This is a genomic window from Sorangium sp. So ce1335 (assembly GCF_051521615.1).
Classification (GTDB): Bacteria; Myxococcota_A; Polyangia; order Polyangiales; family Polyangiaceae; genus Sorangium.
On sequence record NZ_CP150363.1, the window covers coordinates 11,101,315 to 11,120,681 of the forward strand.

Sequence of the window (19,367 nt, forward strand, 5' to 3'; positions counted from 1 at the left end):
CGGCGTCGCCCGTGGCGCGTCGGCGCGATGAGCGCCGAGAGAGCCGTGCGCGAAGACTCCGCAACGCATGGCTCTGTACGGTTCCATTGCGATGTTGGCGCGCTGGCGGACTGGGGATGTTCACGCTAGCCTGAAGCGTGAACATGACGCGGCACAAGCACCTCAAGTTGGACCAGTCCAAGATCGATCGAGCCAAGAAGCTCCTCGGCGCGAAGACGGAGCAGGAGACGATCGAGCGCGCGCTCGATCTCGTCCTCGGCGAGGAGCCGATCCTGAAGGTCCACCGGCGCGTCAAGGCGGTCGGCGGCTTCGAAGACGCTCTCTGATGATCCTCCGGAAAGTCCTCCTCGATACGAACCTGTACATCGGCTGGCTGAACCGGGGGATCCACGAGGACCTGATGATAGGGCCCGGCCCGGTCCGGTATCTCTCCGCCGTCGTGCAGATGGAGCTCCGCGCCGGCGCCACGACCCTCCCGGCGCGGCGGGCCGTCGATCATCTCGGCCGCGCGTACCGGAGCGCCGGGCGGATCGTCGCCCCGGACGCCGAGGTCTTCGACCATGCCGGACGCACGTTGCGGCGGCTCCGTGAGGCGGGGCGTGAGGTGCGCCGAGCCTCGCTGGTCAATGACGTGTTGATCGCGCTCTCCGCGCGTTCTCTCGGCGCCACCGTCCTGACGGCCGACGAGGACTACGATGCGATCCGAGCCGTCCTCGACTTCAAGCTGGAGCGGGTCGTCGCCTGAGCGCGCCTCGGCGGCGCTGGAGGGCGTTGCCGGCACGCCGACGGCGACGAGTTCACGTCTCCGCGACCTCCCGCGATAGAAAGACGGCATGCGCGGCGCGTGAACATTCCTCGAACTGCGTGACCAGCGACAGCGTTCGTGCGTGCTCGACCCTTGTACGAGCTCGCTTTACATCGCGGTAGGCGCTCTTGTGTTTCTTCCCCGATCGGACGAGGCGGGGCGAGCCGCCGGCCAGGAGCGCGGACGGTTTGTCGCGGCACTCGAAGCACGCGTCCCCCGTCCCTTGCAGGAGCTTTTCGCCTGGCCGCAGCGCGGCCACGACCCAGGTTTCCGTCTCCTTCATGGGTATCGCCACGACCACGCGCGGGTCGACGGTGCCGCCGCCCATCCACGACAGCACCGTCCGGCGCAACCTGGTCGATGTTGTCGACGGCGCAAAGCCCAGGCGAACGCGGATGAAGGCAGAGCACGGTCGCGAAGATGACGTGGAGCGCCCCCTCGCTCGCATCGTAGCTCGTGAGCGTGTTCCGCTTCGCGTTCATGAACCGATCCACGAACTTGAAGACGTTCGGCGTTGTCGACACCGACCGCGAGAGGGGCAACCCATGGACAGGCGCTGCGCGGACCTCTTTCACCCAGTCGAGCATCTCCCGGAAATGCTCTTCCAGCTCCTCGCGCCGCTCCTCGGAGAAATCCCGCCACATCTCGTCGAACGCTTCGGGTAGCTGCCCGCCGGAGAGGCCGATCGGATCACGCTGTATCTGGTCCGGGTGAAGACCGCGCATCACGTCCGTCGTCGGCGTGAAGATGCGGTACTCCGAGAGGAGACGCAGGAAGCGGCGCTCGGGCGCGTCAGCGTCCCATTCGCTCATCCGGAGCGCCGCCTGGCCGCGCTCGGGGTTGCCTCGATTCGCGCTCCTCGGAGATCGCCCGATGAGGTGGCGCTCCCCCGCGCCGAGGCGCTCTGTAACGTACTGCCAGGCAGGCTGCGGGGCCGTGAGGGGGTTGTTCAGCGATACCTGATAATCGACATCGCCCTGTCCCCTCCCCCGCGAGCTGATCACCGGAGGGAGCGGCTCCTCTCGAAACGAGCTCTTGTACAGCGAGGGGATGCCTGGCCGCACCCCCTCTCCTTGAGCCTCGTATCGTCCACGCGTCCATCGGCTGCCGCGCCCAGCACGCCGAGCGCCTCGAGCAGGCTGCTCTTGCCCGATCCGTTCGCCCCCACGAAAACGTTCACCTGGCCGAGGGAGAGCTTGGTGTCGGCGTGGGACTTGAACCCGATGATCTCGAGCGTGTCGAGCATCGCTGGCCACCTGTACCGGCTCCGGCATGCTCCCGTAAGCGTCGCCCGTGAGCCGCCACGCAGCCTCGTCCCTTTCTCTTCTCCGTCGTCCCGCCCCTGCGAGCGCCCGCAGCCGGGCTTTCGCTCAGCCCGCTGGCGACCCGCCGACGAGCTCCGTGGCGGCGAGATCAGCCCCCCTCACCGCCCCCGCTCGTAATCGAGCGCCGCCTTCTCCACGACGTCCCAGTCCCTCGCCGCCCGCTCTGCCTCGGCCACGAGCTCCGCCGTGAACAGCGTCAGCCCCCAGATACCGTTGTCCCGCCGGCGGAACGGGTACCGCGTGCCGCGCGCCGTCTCCACCGTCGCGCGCTCGCCCGTCACCTCCACCTGGCCGATGCCGGACAGGTCGCGCCGGAGCCGCGTGATGAAGCCCTGCTTCGCGGCGAGATCGACCCACACGTCCGCCCCGTCCTCGGCCATCGCGTGCGCCCGGTACTGGTCGAGCAGGCGCGCGCGCTCCGGCTCCGGATAGCTCGCCTCGATCCGCTCGAACGCCTTCCGCCGGTAGTCCCGGATCGTGTAGGCCGCGTGCTGCGCCCGGTCCTCGAGGTACGGAAAGCACGCGCGCGGATCGCTCGCGCCGATGTTGTACGCGATGCGCAGATACGCCCCCTCGGGCGTCGTGTCCGGCGGAAACTGGCTCAGCTGGCGCCAGATCAGCAAGAGCGCCACCACCGCGACGGCGGCGGCGCCCCAGGCGATGGCGCGGCGACGGGTCATGTTCGAGCCTCCAGGCGTGGGAGCGCGGCGCCCCGGCGCAGGCCCCCGCGCGTGGCCCCCGCGACCAGGCCGCCGGGCCGGGGACTAGTCGAGGTGCCCGCCGAACTGCAGGTAGAGCGACGCGACCTGCCCCCTGTCGAACGCGGGCCCCGCCGGCTCGTCCAGCGCGAGCAGCAGGCCGGCCCGCATGAAGAAGGTCTTCTGGCTGTCGTACACGAAGTACGGCATCAGCGAGACCTGCGCGTCATCGACGCGATCCGGCGCCGTCGGGACCCACGCCATCCGCAGCGAGACGCCCCCGCCGAAGCCGGCGCGGCTCTGGAACTCGGGCTCGACCTTCGTCTGGAACACGACGTCGAGATCGTCCGAGGGCAGGTACCCGATGCTGCGTCCCCCCTCGCTCAGCGGGGGGAGGAACGTGAGATCCCCGCCCGCCCGGAGCACGAACGGGCGCCCGAAGCGGTACTCGATGCCGCCGAACCCGCCGATCGGGATCGTGTCCGTCGCCCAGAGGTGCGCGTCGTACAGGGCCATCGCCCACCCGGCGGACGACGTGGCCCAGCGCCAGTCGATATCGTCGACAGCGCCGAGCGGCAGCGAGACGCGGCCGCCCGCGTACCACGTGAGCTTGCCGTCGATGTCGGAGTAGTAGAGCGCGAACGTGGGGTTACCGAGGCCCGCGCGCGACTCGCTGTCGAGATCGATGCCGCCGCGGCGGCTGTCGATCGAGAGCGCGAGCGGGAACTGCAGGTTGATGAACAGGTCGGGCGTCGGCTCGAACTGCACGAACGGCACGGCGGCGAGCGACGTGCCGAAGTAGCGGGCGCTCCACATGTAGAGGTCCACGCCAGCGTCCGACCGGTGCACCGGCGGATCCCAGGCGTGCGCCGCGGGGGCGGCGGCGAGGAGCGAGGCAGCGGCGGAGGCCGCCAGGGCGAATGCGCGAAGCCATCGGGGCGTGCTCATCTCGGGATCTGCCTACCGAGATCCTGACCGCGCCGTCAACCGCGTCGCGGCCCCCCTTCCTGAGAAGCCGGCGCGCCCCTACGATGCGCCGCATGTCCCGCGCGAGACCCGAAGCCCCGCTCCTCGACGCCCTCCGGCGCTCGATCCTCGTGTTCGACGGCGCGATGGGCTCGCTGCTCTACGAGCGAGGGGTGTTCGTCACCCAGAACTTCGAGCAGCTCAACGTCACGCGGCCCGACCTCGTGAAGAGGGTGCACGCCGACTACGTCGCGGCGGGCGCGAACGTCATCGAGACGAACACCTTCGGCGCGAACAGGTTCCGGCTCGAGCGGTACGGCCTCGTCAACGAGGTGCGCAACTTCAACCTCGCCGGCGCGCGCATCGCCCGCGAGGTCGCCGGCGGCGACGCGTACGTCGGCGGCTCGATCGGCCCGACCGGGCTCGTCCCCGGCGTGGCCACGCGCGACGACCTCGCCGCCGCCGCCGACACGTTCGCCGAGCAGGCGGGCGCGCTCGCCGAGGGCGGCGTCGACCTCCTGATTCTTGAAACATTTCGCCATCTTGACGAGATCAAGCTCGCCATCGAGGCGGCGCGGAAGGCGGCGCCGGGGCTGCCGGTCCTCGCGTCGATGACGTTCGACACGAGCGGCGTCGTGGCCGACGGCAGCGAGCCCGAGCGCGTCGCCAGGACGCTGCGGGACTGGGGCGTCGACCTGCTCGGGGTCAACTGCGGCGACGGCCCGCAGCTCTCGCTCGCGATGGCGGAGCGGATGGCGACCGCGGGGCTGCCGCTCTGCGTGCAGCCGAACGCCGGCCTGCCCCGGACCGTCGACGGCCGCCTTCTCTACATGGCGACGCCCGAGTACTTCGACGTCTTCGCCCGCCGGATGATCCAGGCGGGCGCCGCGATGATCGGCGGCTGCTGCGGCACGACGCCCGAGCACGTCAGGTGGATGGCCAAGTCGGCCCGCATGCTCCGGGGCGGCGCCGCGCCCGAGGCCGCCGCGCGCCCGCACATCACCATGGACGCGCCCACCGGCAGCGAGCCCACGCCGCTCGGCGAGCGCAGCCCCCTCGCGGCGAAGATCGCGGCGGGCAAGTTCGTCGTCTCGGTCGAGGTGAACCCGGCCCCCGGCCTGAGCCCGGACAGCGCGCTCAGCGCGGCGAAGATGCTCATCGACAGCGGCGTCGACGTCGTGAACGTCGCCGACGGCCCGCGCGCCACCGCGCGCATGACGAACCTCGCCTTCTGCGCGCTCTTGCTCCAGCGCTACGGCATCGAGCCGATCCTGCACGTCTGCGGCCGCGACAGGAACCTCATCGGCCAGATGGCGCACCTGCTCGGCGCGCACGCGATCGGCATCAAGAACCTCGTCGTCATCACGGGCGACCCGCCGAAGGTCGGCGACTACCCGGAGGCGACCGCCGTCTACGACCTCGACTCGATCGGCCTCCTCCACATGGCGAGCACGATGAACCGCGGCCTCGACCCGGCCGGCAAGCCGATCCCGGGCGGCAAGACGTCGTTCCTGCTCGCCACCGGGCTCGAGCCCGGCGCCCCGGACCTCGACAAGGAGATCGCGCGCCTGGAGCGCAAGCGCGCCGCCGGGGCCGACATCATCATGACGCAGCCGGTCTTCCACCAGGACCTCCTCGAGAAGGTGCTGAAGCGCATCGAGCACCTCGGGATGCCGGTGCTCGTCGGCGTGCTGCCGCTCGTCAGCTACAAGAACGCCGAGTTCCTCCACAACGAGGTGCCCGGCATGCAGATCCCGGACGAGATCCGCGAGCGCATGCGCAAGGTGCCGGCCGGCCCCGAGGCGCGCAAGGAGGGGGTGAAGATCGCCCGCGAGATGCTCTTCTCGGTGCGCGAGCGGGTCCAGGGGGCGTACCTGATGCCGCCGCTCGGCAAGTACGAGCTCGCGCTCGAGGTGCTCGACGGCCTCAAGACGGGCTGAGCCGCCCGGCCGCCCGCCAGCGCGCGCCAGTTCTCCCTTGCAGGCCCGGGCGTCGCGCGGGGAAACTCGGCCGGGATGTCCCTAGAGTACCGGCTTCATTCGCGCTGCGCCTGCGGCTCCGTCCTGTCGTCGTCCGAGTTCGCGCTGGCCTCTCGTCCCTTCGCGCTCGCCGGGACGAAGCGCGTCTACGAGCGCTCCCGCCCCTTCACGATCCGGCACATCGCCCTCGATCTCGCGCTCGACGTCGCGGAGCGCTCGATCCGCGGCACAGCGAGGCTCGACGCCGTCCGCGTCGACCCCGGGGCGCGCGAGATCGCGCTCGACGCGATCGGCTTCGACCTCGAGTCCGTCGAGATCAGCGCCGGCGCCAGCGCCGCGCGCGCCGCGAAGCCCCGGCGCGGCGGCGGCAAGGCGGCGGCCGGCGGGTTCCAGCCGGCCGAGCACACGTACGACGGCGAGACGCTCCGCGTGGCCGTGCCGCTCGACGCGGCCGAGGCGTCGATCCTCGTCCGGTACCGCGCGACGCCGCGGCGCGGCCTGTACTTCCTCCAGCCCGACGAGCACGTCCCCGATCGCCCGCGCCAGGTCTGGACGCAGTGCCAGGACGAGGACGCGCGCCACATCTTCCCCTGCATCGACAAGCCGCACGTCAAGCAGACGACAGAGCTCCGCGCCGAGGTGCCGCCGGGCTGGTACTGCCTGTCGAACGGCGAGCTGGAGGGCGACGCGAAGTCGCAGAAGGCGGGCGTCTACCACTACCGGCTCGACGAGCCCCACCCGAGCTACCTGTTCACGCTGGTGGCGGGCGAGTTCGCGCGCATCGACGACGCCGCGCCCGACGTCCCGCTCGCGTACCTCGTGCCGAAGGGGCGCGAGGAGGACGGCCGCCGCACGTTCGCGCGCACGCCGGACATGATCCGTCACTTCAGCGAGAAGCTCGGGGTCAAGTACCCGTTCCGCCGCTACGCCCAGGTGGTCGTGAGCGACTTCATCTTCGGCGGGATGGAGAACACGACCGCCACCACGATGTACGAGCACATCCTGCTCGACGATCGGGCGGCGCTCGACGTCTCGTCGGACGACCTCATCGCGCACGAGCTCGCGCACCAGTGGTTCGGCGATCTCGTGACCTGCCGCGATTGGTCGCACGGCTGGCTCAACGAGGGCTTCGCGACGTTCATGGAGCACGTCTACCGCGAGCACCACCTCGGCGCCGACGAGTACGACCACAGCCTGAAGGCCGATCTCGACGCGTACCTCGGCGAGGCGCGGGGGCGTTACCGGCGGCCGATCGTCTGTCAGGACTACGAGGCGCCGCTCGACGTCTTCGATCGGCACCTCTACGAGAAGGGCGGGCTCGTGCTCCACCTGCTCCGCCGGGAGCTCGGGGACGAGCTCTTCTGGCGCGGGGTGAACACCTACCTCACGCGCCACGCGCGCGGCGTCGCGGAGACGCGGGATCTCGCCCGCGCGCTCGAGGACGTGAGCGGCAAGTCGCTGGAGCGCTTCTTCGAGCAGTGGGTCTTCCGCGCCGGCCACCCCGAGCTCGACGTGAAGATCGAGCTCGAGGGCGACCAGTGCACGGTGACGGTGCGGCAGACGCAGGCGCCCGGGCAGCACGCGAGCCGGGAGCACGCGCTCCAGCCGGACGCCTCGACGCCGCCCGTGTTCGCGTTCGACCTGGTGCTCGATTTTGGCTTCGCGGAGGGCAAGGCCGCGAGCGTGCGCCGCGAGGTGCGGCGCGTGGATCAGCAGGCGCACACCTTCGTCATCCCGCTGCCGCGGCGCCCGCGCTTCGTCGTCGTGGATCCGGACCTCAGGATCCTCGGCGAGGTCAAGGTCGACGCGCCCGCCGATCTCCTGCGGGCGCAGCTCGCGCACGCGCCGACGGCGCGCGGCCGCATGCTCGCGGCGAAGCCGCTCTCGCGGCGCGACGACCCGCCGACGGCGCGGGCGCTCGGCCAGGCGCTCGCCGACGCGAACGAGTTCTGGGGGGTGCGCGCGCAGGCCGCGGGCGCGCTCGGCGCGCTCCAGTCGAGCGCGGCGTTCGCGCTGCTCGAGGCGAACGCCGGCGTGGAGCACCCGAAGGTGCGCCGCGCCGTCGCGGCCGCGCTCGGCAACTTCAGGTCGTCGAAGGCGGCGGAGGTCCTCTCCAGGCTGGCGCTGCGCGACGCGAGCTACCTGGTCCAGGCCGAGGCCGCGCGGGCGCTCGGGGCCACGCGGCAGAGCGCCGGGTTCGAGACGCTGATCGACCTGATCGACCGCCCCTCGTGGGGCGAGGTCGTCCGCTGCGGCGTGATCGACGGGCTGGCGAACCTGCGCGACGAGCGCGCCGTGCCGCACCTGACGGCGCGCACGCGCTACGGCGTCCCGACGCGGGCGCGCCGGGCGGCGATCATGGCGCTGCCGAAGCTCTCGAGCGACAGGCGCACGCGCGAGCTCCTCGAGGAGCTCCTCGACCAGCCGGATCCGTACCTCCGGGTCGACGTCGCGCGCGCGCTCGGCGACCTCGGCGACGGCCGCTCGCGCGGCGCGCTGCAGCGGCAGCTCGACCGCGACCTCGACGGCCGGGTGCGGCGGCGGATCCGCGAGGTGCTGCGCGATCTCGGGGGCGCGGGGAAGCGTGAGCTCGACCGGCTGCGGGACGAGCTCGAGGCGCTGCGCCGCGACAACGCGGAGATCCGGGCGCGGCTCGGCAAGCTCGAGGCGGCGGGGAGCAAGGCGAAGAAGGCGGCCGACGCGAGGTGAGCGAGCCCCTTTGCCGCGCCGCGCTGGTCGGCTAGGGAGGCCTCATGTCCGAGGCCTCTCCCGTGAAGCTCGACCGTCGCGGCGCGGTCGCGGTGCTCACCATCGATCGCGCGGATCGCCGCAACGCGCTCTCGCGCGACGCGCTGCTCGCCTTCGGGCGCCTCGGGCGCGAGCTCGCGGACGACCCCGGGGTGCGGGCGATCGTGATCACGGGCGCCGGGGACAAGGCGTTCTGCGCGGGCGCCGACCTGAAGGAGCGCCAGGGCATGAGCCCTGACGACGTCCGCCGTCAGGTCGGCCTGTACCGGACCGAGCTCGGCGTGCTCGCGCGGAGCCCGAAGCCGGTCGTCGCGGCGATCAACGGGGTCGCGTTCGGCGGGGGCCTGGAGCTCGCGTTGATCTGCGATCTGCGGGTGGCCGCGCCGCACGCCGAGCTGGCGCTGCCGGAGACGTCGCTCGGCATCATCCCTGGCGCCGGCGGCACGCAGCGGCTGCCGCGGGTCGTCGGCGAGGCGCGGGCGAAGGAGATGATCCTGCTCGGCCGGCGGCTCACGGCGGCCGAGGCGCTCGCGTGGGGCCTCGTGAACCGGGTATCGCCCGAGGGGACGCCGGTCGTCGACGACGCCATCGCGTGGATCGAGCCGATCGCGAGCGGCGCGCCCATCGCGCAGGCCGCGGCGCTCCGTGCGATCGAGGACGGCTACGACGTGCCGCTGGAGCTCGGCCTGGAGATCGAGCGGGTCCACTACGACGAGACGCTGCGCAGCGAGGACCGCCTGGAGGCGCTGCGCGCGTTCGCGGAGAAGCGGAAGCCGGTCTACAAGGGGCGGTGAGGGCCGCGGGCGGCGGTGGAGGGGGCGCGGCTCCCCTGCTGGGCCGGCAGAGCGCCCAGGCTGGTGGCCAGACCGCCATGAGATGGCCATCATGATTTCGCGACCGACCTCTCCATCCGCAGGGCGGGCACCGACCCGGCGACGGGGCGCCGGTACCTGGAGGAGCTCTCGTTCGAGATCGTCAACGAGCCATCGATGCGGGACGTGCGCGAGAAGGCCGAGGATCTCGTCGCCCGAGGCGTGCGCCGCGCCTTCGCCCTGTTCGTGAAGCGCGACGAGGTCGCGGAGTGGTCCGTGGCCGAGGGGCGGTTCGTGCCGCTCGCGCCCGACGCGACGATCGAGGACCCGTGCCTAGTCCGTCCGGTCCCTGTCCGCGCGCTGCTCGACGGGGCGGCGGTGGAGCGCGAGGTGGTCCGCGCGCTGGAGCGCAAGGGCAACCCGGAGATCGAGGCCATCAAGGCCCGCGAGCGTCAGGCCGCGCTCGACGAGGGGCAGCGCGCCCTGCTGCTGCGCCAGCGCCGTGCGCGGTTCGGCGAGGTGCCCGAGGCGCGGCGGGCGCAGGTCCTCGCTGCCTCCGGGGAGCAGCTCGCGGCGTGGGCCGAGCGGATCCTCGTCGCCGGGACGCTGGACGAGCTCTTCGCGGGCTGAAGCGCTGCATCGCGAGCTCTCGCACTTCGTCGCCCGGGTTCCGCGAGGGGGATGAATCAGGGCCACAGAGGCACAGAGGGCACAGAGGACAGGAAACAAACTCTGTGTACTCCCTGTCTCTGTGGCTCCTTCTCCCATGACCCCGGGGGGACCGCAGGGGACGCGGTACTGGCCCTGAGACGACATCACTCCAGGACAGCCGGCGACAGAGATCCGCCTGCGGTGGAAGCAATGGCTATCTCTTCGCGGCACCTGGCTTCTGCAACAGCAAAGTCCCCAGCAGACTCCTCCACTCTTCCTCGGCAAGAATACCAAGCGCCGCAATGAACTCGTCCTGATGCCTGATGACACGAAGCTCATCGGCGGCGCGCGGGCACGCCTCAGGTCACCGAGAGCACGGCTGGGCCCACAGGCAACGCGCACCACGTGCAATCTGGTCTCGGGGGCGAGGCCGCAAGTCCGTACCAGGGATAGAGCCTCGGCTGTGCCGTAGAACGATCGAGTCCGGAAAAAGGACCTGGGAATGTGCCCAGGAACGCTCCCCCGCCCCCGCGCCCTCTACAACCCCTCCGTCGGCTGCCGCAGCACCTCGACCTTCCCCTCCAGCCGCTTCGACACCCACACCTTGTTGTTCCTGTCGACGATCACCGCCCCGCAGTCCTCGATCGACTCGACGAGCGCGAGCCCCTTCTCCGCCCCAAGGATGAACACCGCGTCGTCCACCGCGTCCGCCGTCAGCGCGTCCCTGGCCCAGATGGTCACGCTCCGGCTCTCGGTCGCCGGGAACCCGGTCCGCGGGTCGATGATGTGGTGATAGCGCCTGCCGTCCTTGATGAAGCTCCGCTCGTAGTCGCCCGCCGTCGAGAACGCGTGGTCCTCCACCTCGATCGTCGCGAAGTGGTCGTTCGCGTCCTTGCCGCGCGGGTCCCGCACGCCCGCCCGCCACCGCGAGCCGTCCGGCTTCTTCCCCGCGATGTACAGGTCGCCGCCGGCCTGCACGAAGAACGACGTCAGCCCCTCCCCCCGCAGCACCCGCGCCGCCGCGTCGACGGCGTACCCCTTCGCGATCCCGCCGAGGCTCAGCCGCATCCCCGGCCTCGCGAGCATCACCGTGCGCCGGGCGCTGTCGATCGCGATCTGCCGGTAGTCGATCAGCCCGCGCGCCCTCTCGACCTCGTCCCTCGGCGGCACGTTGTCATCGATGTCCTCGTCGAACTTCCAGAGCCCGTGCATCGCCTCGAACGTGATGTCGAAGACGCCCCCGGATCGCTCGCTGATCCAGAGGCTCTTCTCGATCACGGCGAGCGACTCCGGGCTCACCTCCACCGCGCCCTTGCCGGCCGACGCGTTGACCCGCGACAGCTCGCTCTCCGGCCGCCACGTCGTCATCACCCCCTCGAGCCTGCGGATCTCGTCGATCGCCTTGTCCAGCCGGCGCCTCACCGCCGCGTCGTCCATCGCCTCGCTCGTGTGGGCGGCGAGGACCAGGCTCGTGCCCATCGCCCTCGCCTCGACGACGACGCGGGCGGGCCCTGCCTGCGCCTGCGCCGCCTTGGACGGCGCAGGCGCGGCGGCGCCGGTCGAGGCAGCCGGCGCGCTCTCCCGATGACGCGCGCGCGCGCACGCGGGCACATCGCACGCGGCCAGCGCGACCGACGCGAGCATCCCCCCGAGGCGGGACCAGCGGGACCAGCGGGACCAGCAGAAGAAGCGCGAGGAACAGCGCGGCCTGTGCATTCGAAGCTCCTGACTCCCGGCGCCACCATGGCCCAGGCGCACCGCGCAGATCCAGGGTAGTATCGCCCGCCCATGAGCCTCGACCCGAGCCGCATCCAGCGCGACATCGACGACCTCTCCCCCGAGCTCCGCGACATCGCCGCGCGCATCCACGCGAACCCCGAGCTCCGGTTCGAGGAGCACAAGGCCGCGGCGTGGATCGCCGAGGCCGTCGAGAAGCACGGCGTCCAGGTCGAGCGCGGGCTCGGCGGCATGCCCACCTCGCTGCGCGCGCGCATCGGCCAGGGCAAGGGGCCCCACCTCGCCATCCTCGCCGAGTACGACGCGCTGCCGGAGATCGGCCACGCCTGCGGGCACAACCTCATCGCGGCCGGCGCGCTCGGCGCCTTCCTCGCCCTCGCCCGCCAGAAGGACGCCGTGGCCGGCACCATCGACCTCGTCGGCACGCCCGCCGAGGAGGGCGGCGGCGGCAAGATCAGGCTGCTCGAGGCCGGCGCCTTCGAGGGCGTCGACGCCGCGATGATGTTCCACCCGTTCGACCGCGACCTGCTCGCCCACGACACGCTGGCCAGCACCTGGCTCGAGCTCCAGTTCCGCGGCAAGCCGTCGCACGCCGCGCTCGCGCCGTGGGATGGCAACAGCGCGCTCACCGCCTGCCTCGACACCTTCCGCCTCATCGACGGCCAGCGGGTCCACTTCCGCGACGGCGTCCGGGTCCACGGCTTCATCAAGAACGGCGGCCGGGCGGTCAACATCATCCCGGAGCTCGCCGTCGCCGAGTTCTCGGTCCGCGCCCTCGACACCGAGGAGCTCGCCCGCGTGCGCGCCATCGTCGAGCGCTGCGCCCGCGGCGCGGCCATGGCGAGCGGCGTGGAGCTCACGCTCGTCGATCAAGGCGGCTACAAGAACATGGTCAACAACCGGAAGATGGCGCGCCGCTTCGGCGAGCACCTGCGCGCCTTCGGCCGCTCCCCCATGGAGATGGACCCGGCCGTCGGCACCGGCTCGACCGACATGGGCGACGTCTCCCACGCGCTCCCCGCCATCCACCCGTGGATCGCGATCTGCGGCAAGGACGAGACGACCTGCCACCAGCACGCGTTCGCCGCGCGCGCCGCGAGCCCCGCCGGCCAGGACTCGATGCTGATCGCCGCCAAGGCGATGGCGCTGACGTGCGCGGATCTCCTGCTCGATCCCGACCTGCGGAGCGCCGTGCGCGAGGAGTTCGCGCAGCGCAAGGCCGGCGCGCGCGCCGGCTGATCCGCCTCAGCCGTCGTCCTGCAGGGGGTTGCCGAGGTCGTCCATCAGCCCCGTCCCCCCCTCGAGCGGGATCGCCCGCGCCAGGGCCACCCGCTCCAGCACCATCGACAGCGCGATCTTGTCCCCCACGTCCGGCAGCCAGGTGCGGGACCCGTCCCAGAGGTCCAGCCGGACGTTCCCCGACAGCTTGCCCGCCTCCTTGTCGGCGATCGCGCCGCCGGCGCCCGCCCGCGCGGGGGGCACCGACATCCGGTCGATCTGCGACCAGGCGAAGCGCCGCACGCGCGGCAGCCCGAACCCGAGCAGCTCGCGCAGCTCGATCCCGTCCGGGTGCACGACGACGCCGCGCATCTGCTCGCGCAGCACCGCCGCGAGCGCGCTGACGAACAGGATGATGGCGCAGACGCTCGACGGAACCAGCCGGTGCCGGTCCCCCTCGACGACGTACTGGAAAATTCGAGAGCTCGAGGGGGCGTTCTGGCCATAGAGGATCACCGCCGAGACGGCGATGGCGAAGGCGAAGTAAAGCAGCGCCGGGATGCGCTCCTTCAGCGGCGGCCCGAACGCGATGCGCTTCTCGGGCCTGTACGTCATGTCAAAGCCGGGAGGTCTGGAAGGACGCGCCATGTCCCTAGTCTACACGGCGAGCGAGCCGGCGCTTGGGTCGCTCCCGGGGGCCCGCCCGCCGCGGAGGCCGGCCGCCGCGCTCGTCACGGCGCCGAGACGCGCCGAGACGCGCCGAGAATATGATTGCCGGGGGATGGCTGAACGGACATGAAGGAACGCCCCGAGGGCGTCCCTCGAACCACCCTGGAGCCAGCCATGCACGATCGCTTTCTGCGCGCCTGCCGACGTGAGCCGACCGATGTCACGCCCGTGTGGTTCATGCGCCAGGCCGGCCGCTACATGGCCGAGTACCGCGAGCTCCGGAAGAAGCACACGCTCCTCGATATCTGCAAGACGCCCGAGCTCGCGCTCGAGGTGACGCTCCAGCCGCTGCGGCTCGGCATGGACGCGGCGATCCTCTTCGCCGACATCCTGCTGCCGCTCGAGCCGATGGGCGCGCCGTTCGAGTTCGCGAAGGGCGAGGGCCCGGTCATCCACGAGCCGGTGCGCGACCGGGCGGGCATCGAGCGGCTGCGCGTGTTCGAGCCCGAGGAGGGGCTCGGCTACGTGCTCGAGGCCGTGCGGCTCATCCGCAAGGAGCTCGACGGCAAGACGCCGCTCATCGGCTTCGCCGGCGCGCCGTTCACCATGGCGAGCTACCTCGTCGAGGGCGGCAAATCGAGCGACTACCGGCTGACGAAGCAGCTCATGTGGAGCGATCCCGAGGCGTGGTCGGCGCTGATGGGCAAGATCTCCGAGGTCGTCCGCCGCCTCTTGCGCGCGCAGGTCGCCGCGGGCGCGCAGGCGGTGCAGCTCTTCGACTCGTGGGTCGGCTCGCTCTCGATCGACGACTACCGCGAGCACGTGCAGCCGCACGTGCGGTACATCCTCCGCGACCTCGAGGCGACCGGGGTCCCGGTCATCCACTTCGGCACGAACACGGGGGCGCTGCTCGAGGCGCAGCGCGACGCCGGCGGCACGGTGATCGGCGTCGACTGGCGCACGCCGCTCGACAAGGCGTGGGCGCGCGTCGGCCACGATCGCGCCGTGCAGGGCAACCTCGATCCGCTGCTGCTCTGCGCGCCGCGGGAGGTCGCCGAGCGCCGCGCGCGGGCGGTGCTCGCCGAGGCTGGCGGGCGCCCGGGGCACATCTTCAACCTCGGCCACGGCATCATCCCCGAGACGCCGGTCGACACGGTGAAGGCGGTCATCGACCTCGTCCACTCCATCCCGCGCTCGTCGCTCTCGGCCGACGCGAGCCGCTGACGCGGCGCCCCGACCGCTGCGCCCCGAACGCAGCGCGACCGCCGGGGAGCCCTCGGCCGGCCCGGGCGGCGCGCCGACGTCGCCGGTCGCAGGCCGCGCGGCGCACGACCCCGGTCGCAGGCCGCGCGGCGCAGGACCGCGGTCGCAGCTCCTCCGGTCGGCGATCGACTCGCCGGTATCAGCCCGCTCCCGCGGTGGTATCGTGAAACCGCGAGCATGTGCGAGCTCCTCGGCATGGAGTGCAACGTCCCGACGGACATCGTCTTTTCGTTCAACGGTCTACGGCACCGGGGCGGCCGCACCGGTCCCCACGCCGACGGGTGGGGCCTCGCGTTCTTCGAGGGGCGCGCCGCGCGCGTCTTCCTCGATCCGAGCCCGGCCGCGGAGAGCCCGCTGGCGCGGTTCCTCAGCGAGACCCCGATCAAGACGCTGCTCGCGATCGGCCACATCCGGCGCCGCACGCGCGGCGACGTCCTGCTCGCCAACACGCACCCGTTCGTGCGGGAGCTCTGGGGCCGGCACTGGGTCTTCGCGCACAACGGCACGCTGCCCCGCGTGCGGCGCCGCGCGCTGGGCCGCTTCAACCCGATCGGCACGACCGACAGCGAGCACGCCTTCTGTTACCTGCTGGAGGGGCTCCGCAGCGCGTTCCCCGGGTACCCGCGCCGGACAAGGGACCTCTGGGAGGCGGTCGCGGAGCTCGGCGGCGAGCTCGGCCTGGACGGCACGTTCAACTTCCTGCTCGGCGACGGGCGCCACCTCTTCGCCCGCTGCGCGACCCGGCTCTGTTACATCGTCCGCAAGGCTCCGTTCGGCGTCGCGACGCTCGTCGACGATGATGTCCGCGTCGACTTCTCCACCGTCACGACCCCGAACGATCGCGTCGCGGTGGTCGCGACGACCCCGCTCACCGCGAACGAGACGTGGACCCCGGGACAGCCCGGCGAGCTCTGGGTATTCGACGGCGGCGAGCTGCGCGCGACGCTCCCCTCGCGCGCAGCGCTCCCGTCGCGCGCGGCGCGCTCCCGCCTCCCGTCGCGCGCCTCGCGCGCGGCGCTCCCGTCGCGCGCGTGACCGAGACCTGCCCGCCGCCTCGGGCTTCACCGGCGCTCTCGCCGGCTCCCCCGGAGATCGGGCGCTGGCCGTCAATCCCGTCGTCGTGGTCGGGCTCGGTTTCTCGATGCCCTCTTCTCTGCCGGCCGGCTCGCCTCGTCTGCCGCCTCTGCCGCCGCCGATTGCCTCCTCTGCCCTTTCCCGCCGCCCCTCTGCCTCTCTGTGGCTGGGCTCGACGTTTCGATACGGCCTCCGGACGTACGGTTCCAGCAAAGACGGAGTGTGGCTCACCGCAGAGGTCGAGAAACGCGGTGCTCCGAGGATCATCCCAGGAGGGGACACGCGGCCGCGCCGGGCTGGTGACGGGCACGGGCGGCCTGAAATGAAAAACGCCGCGACGGACCTGGGGGGGGAAGGTCTCCGCCGCGACGCAGGTCTATCCTACGCACCCCGTATGCCAAGTCAACCAACCGGCGCTGCTCGGCAGCCAGACCCGGGCGCGGATCGAAGCCGCGGCGTGCTCAGCGGCCAGCCGTCGTCGCTGGCGTCAGTTCAGCGTTGTGATGCACCCTGGTCTTGAGGCAGAACTCACGCAGCCTCTCCCCGCAGCGGTCATGCCGACCGAACAGACACATCGTGCTCCAGCAAACCATTCTCTGCGCTGCAGGCCCCACCGCTCGCCGGACGGGTGGCGGCGCGCCCGGGAAACGCATAGAGAGAGCCGCATCGTCGAGAGCACGGGCTGGTCAAGAGGAGCGGGGCATCGTGTCAACTGCGATGGACACGCACAATACCCCACAATGCGCGTGAGCGAGCACAGGGATGTGTGCGGAGTGAGCTGCGGGGGGCCAGCGGCGTGCGGGGAACAAGTCGAGAACGTGGAAGAGTGCGACGGAGCGCAGAGGGCGACGTATGCCGCTGTCAGGTCAGGAGGGCGGAGGAAGCACCGAAGACAGCTTCGCCCGGATGGGCGTCTTGACGGGAGTCGGTACATGTCAGTACGCTTTGATCTCGGGCGAGCTAAGGCATATCGAGCCGTCGGATCGCGACCGAAGCGCCGCGCCCGGGTAGGTTCCGTCTCCGGAGGAGCTCGAGACGTGTCGAGGCTAGGTCGCACGACGGGTTGGGCTGAGCGCGCGTGAGCGACTTCGACGAAAAGACTCGTGTAACGCAGGTGGTCCAGCCCCCACCGGGCGGCGGCAGCAAGAACACGATCGACTGCCTGGTCGTGATCTACACGAAGGAGCCCACGCTGCTCGGCAAGCGGTTCGTGCTGGAGCACAACCCGACGCGGGTCGGCCGCGGGGCCGACAACCACATCGTGCTCGACGGCGACTCGGTGTCACGACGCCACGCCCATTTCGAGCAGCGGCCGAGCGCCTGGATGGTCGTCGACGACGGCAGCACCAACGGGACGTACTGCAACGACGAGCAGATCTCCCGCGAGGTGGTGCTGAAGAACGGCGACCGCGTGAAGATCGGCCCCACGATCTTCAAGTTCCTGTCCGGCGCCGACGTGGAGGCGCAATACCACGAAGAGATCTACCGGATGACCATCATCGATGGTCTCACGCAGATCCACAACAAGCGCTACCTCTACGAGGCGCTCGAGCGCGAGATCATCCGCGGCCGCCGCCACGAGCGGGACCTCGCGATCCTCCTGTTCGACATCGACCACTTCAAGCGCATCAACGACGTCCACGGCCACCTGGCCGGCGACTTCGTGCTGAAGGAGGTCGCGCGCATCGTGCAGAGCCGCATCCGCCGCGATGAGGTGTTTGCGCGCTACGGCGGCGAGGAGTTCGCGATCATCCTGCCCGAGACGTCCATCGAGGGCGCGGCGGCGCTCGGCGAGACGCTGCGGCAGAAGGTCGCGGAGCACCTCTTCGTCTTCCAGGCCGACAGCATCCGCGTGACGATCAGCGTCGGCGTGGCGCTGCTCCAGGAGGGCGATCGCACCGCGAACGACCTCATCCGGCGCGCCGACGAGCGCCTCTACCACGCGAAGAACAGCGGACGAAACCGGGTGTGCGCCTGAGCGCGGGGCCGCGGGCGCGCTAGGGTCCCGCGGAGGAACGACGATGCCGAACAGCGAGCTTTCGCCCTCGGCGGCGCCGGGCGCGGGCAGCGGCGACGAGCTGCCCGCGATCCGGGTGCCGCCGCCTGGTCCCCTGTCGCGGAGCGCCCTCGAGCGGATCGAGCGCGTCGAGTGCCCCGCGTTCGGCCGGCGCCGCGAGGCGCGGGCGCAGAAGAGCGGCGCCGACATGCTTCCCATCGTGCTCTCGCACGGGCGCGGCGCGAACGTGTGCGACGTCGACGACAACCGCTACGTCGACCTGTGCGCGGGCTTCGGCGCGCTGCTGCTCGGCCACGCGGCGGAGCCGGTGCGGCGCGCGACGGAGGCGCAGATGGCGCGGCTCACGCTCGCCCTCGGCGACGTGTACTCGGCCGACGTGAAGATCGCGCTGCTCGAGCGGCTCGCGGCGCTGCACCCCGGGCCGTCGCCCATGGCGCTGCTCGGGCAGAGCGGCAGCGACGCGGTCACGGCGGCCATCAAGACGGCGGCGCTCGCGACGGGGCGGCCGGGGCTCGTCGCGTTCGAGGGCGCCTACCACGGCCTCGGCTACGCGCCGCTCGCGGCGTGCGGGCTGCGCGAGAGCTACAGGGCGCCGTTCGCGGAGCAGCTCAACCCGCGCGTCTCGTTCGCGCCGTACCCGCGCGACGAGGCGGGCGCCGCGCGCTCGCTCGACGCGATCGAGGCGGCGCTGCGCGGCGGCGAGGCGGGCGCGGTGCTCCTCGAGCCGATCCTCGGGCGGGGCGGCTGCGTCGTGCCGCCGGACGGGTTCCTCGGCGCGGTCTGCGAGGCGGCGCGGCGGCGCGGGGCGCTCGTCATCGCGGACGAGATCTGGACCGGCCTCGGCCGCTCGGGGGCGATGACGCGCACGGGGGAGGTCGGCGCGCCCGTGGACATCGTCTGCTTCGGCAAGGGGCTCGGCGGCGGGCTGCCGATCTCCGCGTGCGTGGCGCCCGAGCCGATCATGCGGGCGTGGGCGCGCGAGGCCGAGGTCGTGCACACGTCGACGCACTCCGGGTCGCCGCTCGCGTCGAGCGCGGCGCTCGCGACGCTCGACGCCCTCGACGCCGGCAAGCTCGCCGCGCGCTCGCGCGACGTCGGCGCGCGCTTCCAGCAGGCGCTGCGCGAGGCGCTCGCGCGCGCGCCGGGCGTCGTCGACGTGCGGGGCGCCGGGCTCATGATCGGGGTCGAGCTCGAGAGCGCCGCGCTCGGGCTCCGGGCCATGCGCGGGATGCTCGCCGAGGGCTACCTGGTCCTCACGGGCGGGGCGCGCGGCGAGACGCTGACGCTGACGCCGGCGCTCACCATCCCCGAGGCGCTGCTGTCGGCCGCGGCCGACGCGCTCGCGCGCGTGCTCGCGGCCTAGCCCGCGCGCCGCGCGCGGCCCGGGTCGCCGCGCGCGGCGGGC

At 72.0% G+C, this 19,367-nt stretch carries 17 protein-coding genes; 11 read left to right on the forward strand and 6 right to left on the reverse strand.

Translation table 11 applies throughout. The features are described 5' to 3' along the window. Positions 1-143: 143 nt before the first annotated feature. Both WMF24_RS41590 and WMF24_RS41595 read left to right on the forward strand, forming a co-directional pair. Positions 144-326 carry a hypothetical protein gene (locus WMF24_RS41590; protein ID WP_437733008.1) on the forward strand — a complete coding sequence of 61 codons (183 nt, stop codon included), beginning with the start codon at positions 144-146 and terminating at the stop codon, positions 324-326. Continuing rightward, positions 326-745, forward strand: coding sequence for a type II toxin-antitoxin system VapC family toxin (locus WMF24_RS41595; RefSeq protein WP_437733009.1), 420 nt, complete (start codon positions 326-328; stop codon positions 743-745). The genes WMF24_RS41590 and WMF24_RS41595 overlap by 1 nt, the downstream gene beginning before the upstream one ends. Before the next feature lie 52 nt (positions 746-797). Here WMF24_RS41595 and WMF24_RS41600 read toward each other — a convergent pair whose 3' ends face one another. The 4 genes from WMF24_RS41600 to WMF24_RS41615 form a co-directional block, all read right to left on the reverse strand. Further along, on the reverse strand, positions 798-1,088 hold the full coding sequence (locus tag WMF24_RS41600; RefSeq protein WP_437733010.1) for a hypothetical protein: 291 nt from the start codon (positions 1,086-1,088) through the stop codon (positions 798-800). Between the two features lie 717 nt (positions 1,089-1,805). Continuing rightward, positions 1,806-2,051: an AAA family ATPase gene (locus tag WMF24_RS41605; protein ID WP_437733011.1), complete on the reverse strand. Its 246-nt coding sequence runs from the start codon at positions 2,049-2,051 to the stop codon at positions 1,806-1,808. 177 nt (positions 2,052-2,228) lie between these two features. Then, positions 2,229-2,810 carry a hypothetical protein gene (locus WMF24_RS41610; protein WP_437733012.1) on the reverse strand — a complete coding sequence of 194 codons (582 nt, stop codon included), beginning with the start codon at positions 2,808-2,810 and terminating at the stop codon, positions 2,229-2,231. Positions 2,811-2,894: 84 nt separating this feature from the next. Then, positions 2,895-3,776, reverse strand: a complete 882-nt coding sequence (locus WMF24_RS41615; protein ID WP_437733013.1) for a hypothetical protein — start codon at positions 3,774-3,776, stop codon at positions 2,895-2,897. Between the two features lie 92 nt (positions 3,777-3,868). On the opposite strand from WMF24_RS41615, the gene WMF24_RS41620 reads away from it, so the two are divergent. From WMF24_RS41620 to WMF24_RS41635, 4 genes are all read left to right on the forward strand, one after another. Continuing rightward, on the forward strand, positions 3,869-5,734 hold the full coding sequence (locus WMF24_RS41620) for a bifunctional homocysteine S-methyltransferase/methylenetetrahydrofolate reductase (protein WP_437733014.1): 1,866 nt from the start codon (positions 3,869-3,871) through the stop codon (positions 5,732-5,734). 75 nt (positions 5,735-5,809) lie between these two features. Further along, positions 5,810-8,482: a M1 family aminopeptidase gene (locus tag WMF24_RS41625; protein ID WP_437733015.1), complete on the forward strand. Its 2,673-nt coding sequence runs from the start codon at positions 5,810-5,812 to the stop codon at positions 8,480-8,482. 44 nt (positions 8,483-8,526) lie between these two features. Beyond that, the gene (locus tag WMF24_RS41630; RefSeq protein ID WP_437733016.1) at positions 8,527-9,315 is read left to right on the forward strand and encodes an enoyl-CoA hydratase-related protein; all 789 of its coding nucleotides are present in this window, start codon (positions 8,527-8,529) and stop codon (positions 9,313-9,315) included. 195 nt (positions 9,316-9,510) lie between these two features. Continuing rightward, positions 9,511-9,963 carry a hypothetical protein gene (locus WMF24_RS41635; protein WP_437733017.1) on the forward strand — a complete coding sequence of 151 codons (453 nt, stop codon included), beginning with the start codon at positions 9,511-9,513 and terminating at the stop codon, positions 9,961-9,963. Positions 9,964-10,521: 558 nt separating this feature from the next. On the opposite strand, the gene WMF24_RS41640 is transcribed toward WMF24_RS41635, so the two are convergent. Continuing rightward, positions 10,522-11,700, reverse strand: a complete 1,179-nt coding sequence (locus tag WMF24_RS41640; protein ID WP_437733018.1) for an FAD:protein FMN transferase — start codon at positions 11,698-11,700, stop codon at positions 10,522-10,524. A gap of 72 nt (positions 11,701-11,772) precedes the next feature. On the opposite strand from WMF24_RS41640, the gene WMF24_RS41645 reads away from it, so the two are divergent. After that, positions 11,773-12,960, forward strand: a complete 1,188-nt coding sequence (locus WMF24_RS41645; protein WP_437733019.1) for an amidohydrolase — start codon at positions 11,773-11,775, stop codon at positions 12,958-12,960. A gap of 6 nt (positions 12,961-12,966) precedes the next feature. Here the strand turns inward: WMF24_RS41645 and WMF24_RS41650 are convergent, their stop codons facing one another. Then, positions 12,967-13,554 (reverse strand): PH domain-containing protein, encoded by a 588-nt coding sequence (locus WMF24_RS41650; protein WP_437733020.1) that lies wholly within the window; start codon positions 13,552-13,554, stop codon positions 12,967-12,969. A 228-nt stretch (positions 13,555-13,782) separates the two neighbouring features. On the opposite strand from WMF24_RS41650, the gene hemE reads away from it, so the two are divergent. From hemE to WMF24_RS41670, 4 genes are all read left to right on the forward strand, one after another. After that, positions 13,783-14,832, forward strand: coding sequence for a uroporphyrinogen decarboxylase (hemE, locus tag WMF24_RS41655; protein ID WP_437733021.1), 1,050 nt, complete (start codon positions 13,783-13,785; stop codon positions 14,830-14,832). A 216-nt stretch (positions 14,833-15,048) separates the two neighbouring features. Continuing rightward, on the forward strand, positions 15,049-15,906 hold the full coding sequence (locus tag WMF24_RS41660; RefSeq protein ID WP_437733022.1) for a class II glutamine amidotransferase: 858 nt from the start codon (positions 15,049-15,051) through the stop codon (positions 15,904-15,906). Between the two features lie 1,153 nt (positions 15,907-17,059). Then, a complete protein-coding gene (locus tag WMF24_RS41665) occupies positions 17,060-17,923 on the forward strand; it encodes a diguanylate cyclase (protein WP_437733023.1) in 864 nt (287 codons plus the stop codon). Positions 17,924-17,966: 43 nt separating this feature from the next. Then, positions 17,967-19,325, forward strand: a complete 1,359-nt coding sequence (locus tag WMF24_RS41670) for an aspartate aminotransferase family protein (protein ID WP_437733024.1) — start codon at positions 17,967-17,969, stop codon at positions 19,323-19,325. Positions 19,326-19,367: the final 42 nt, after the last annotated feature.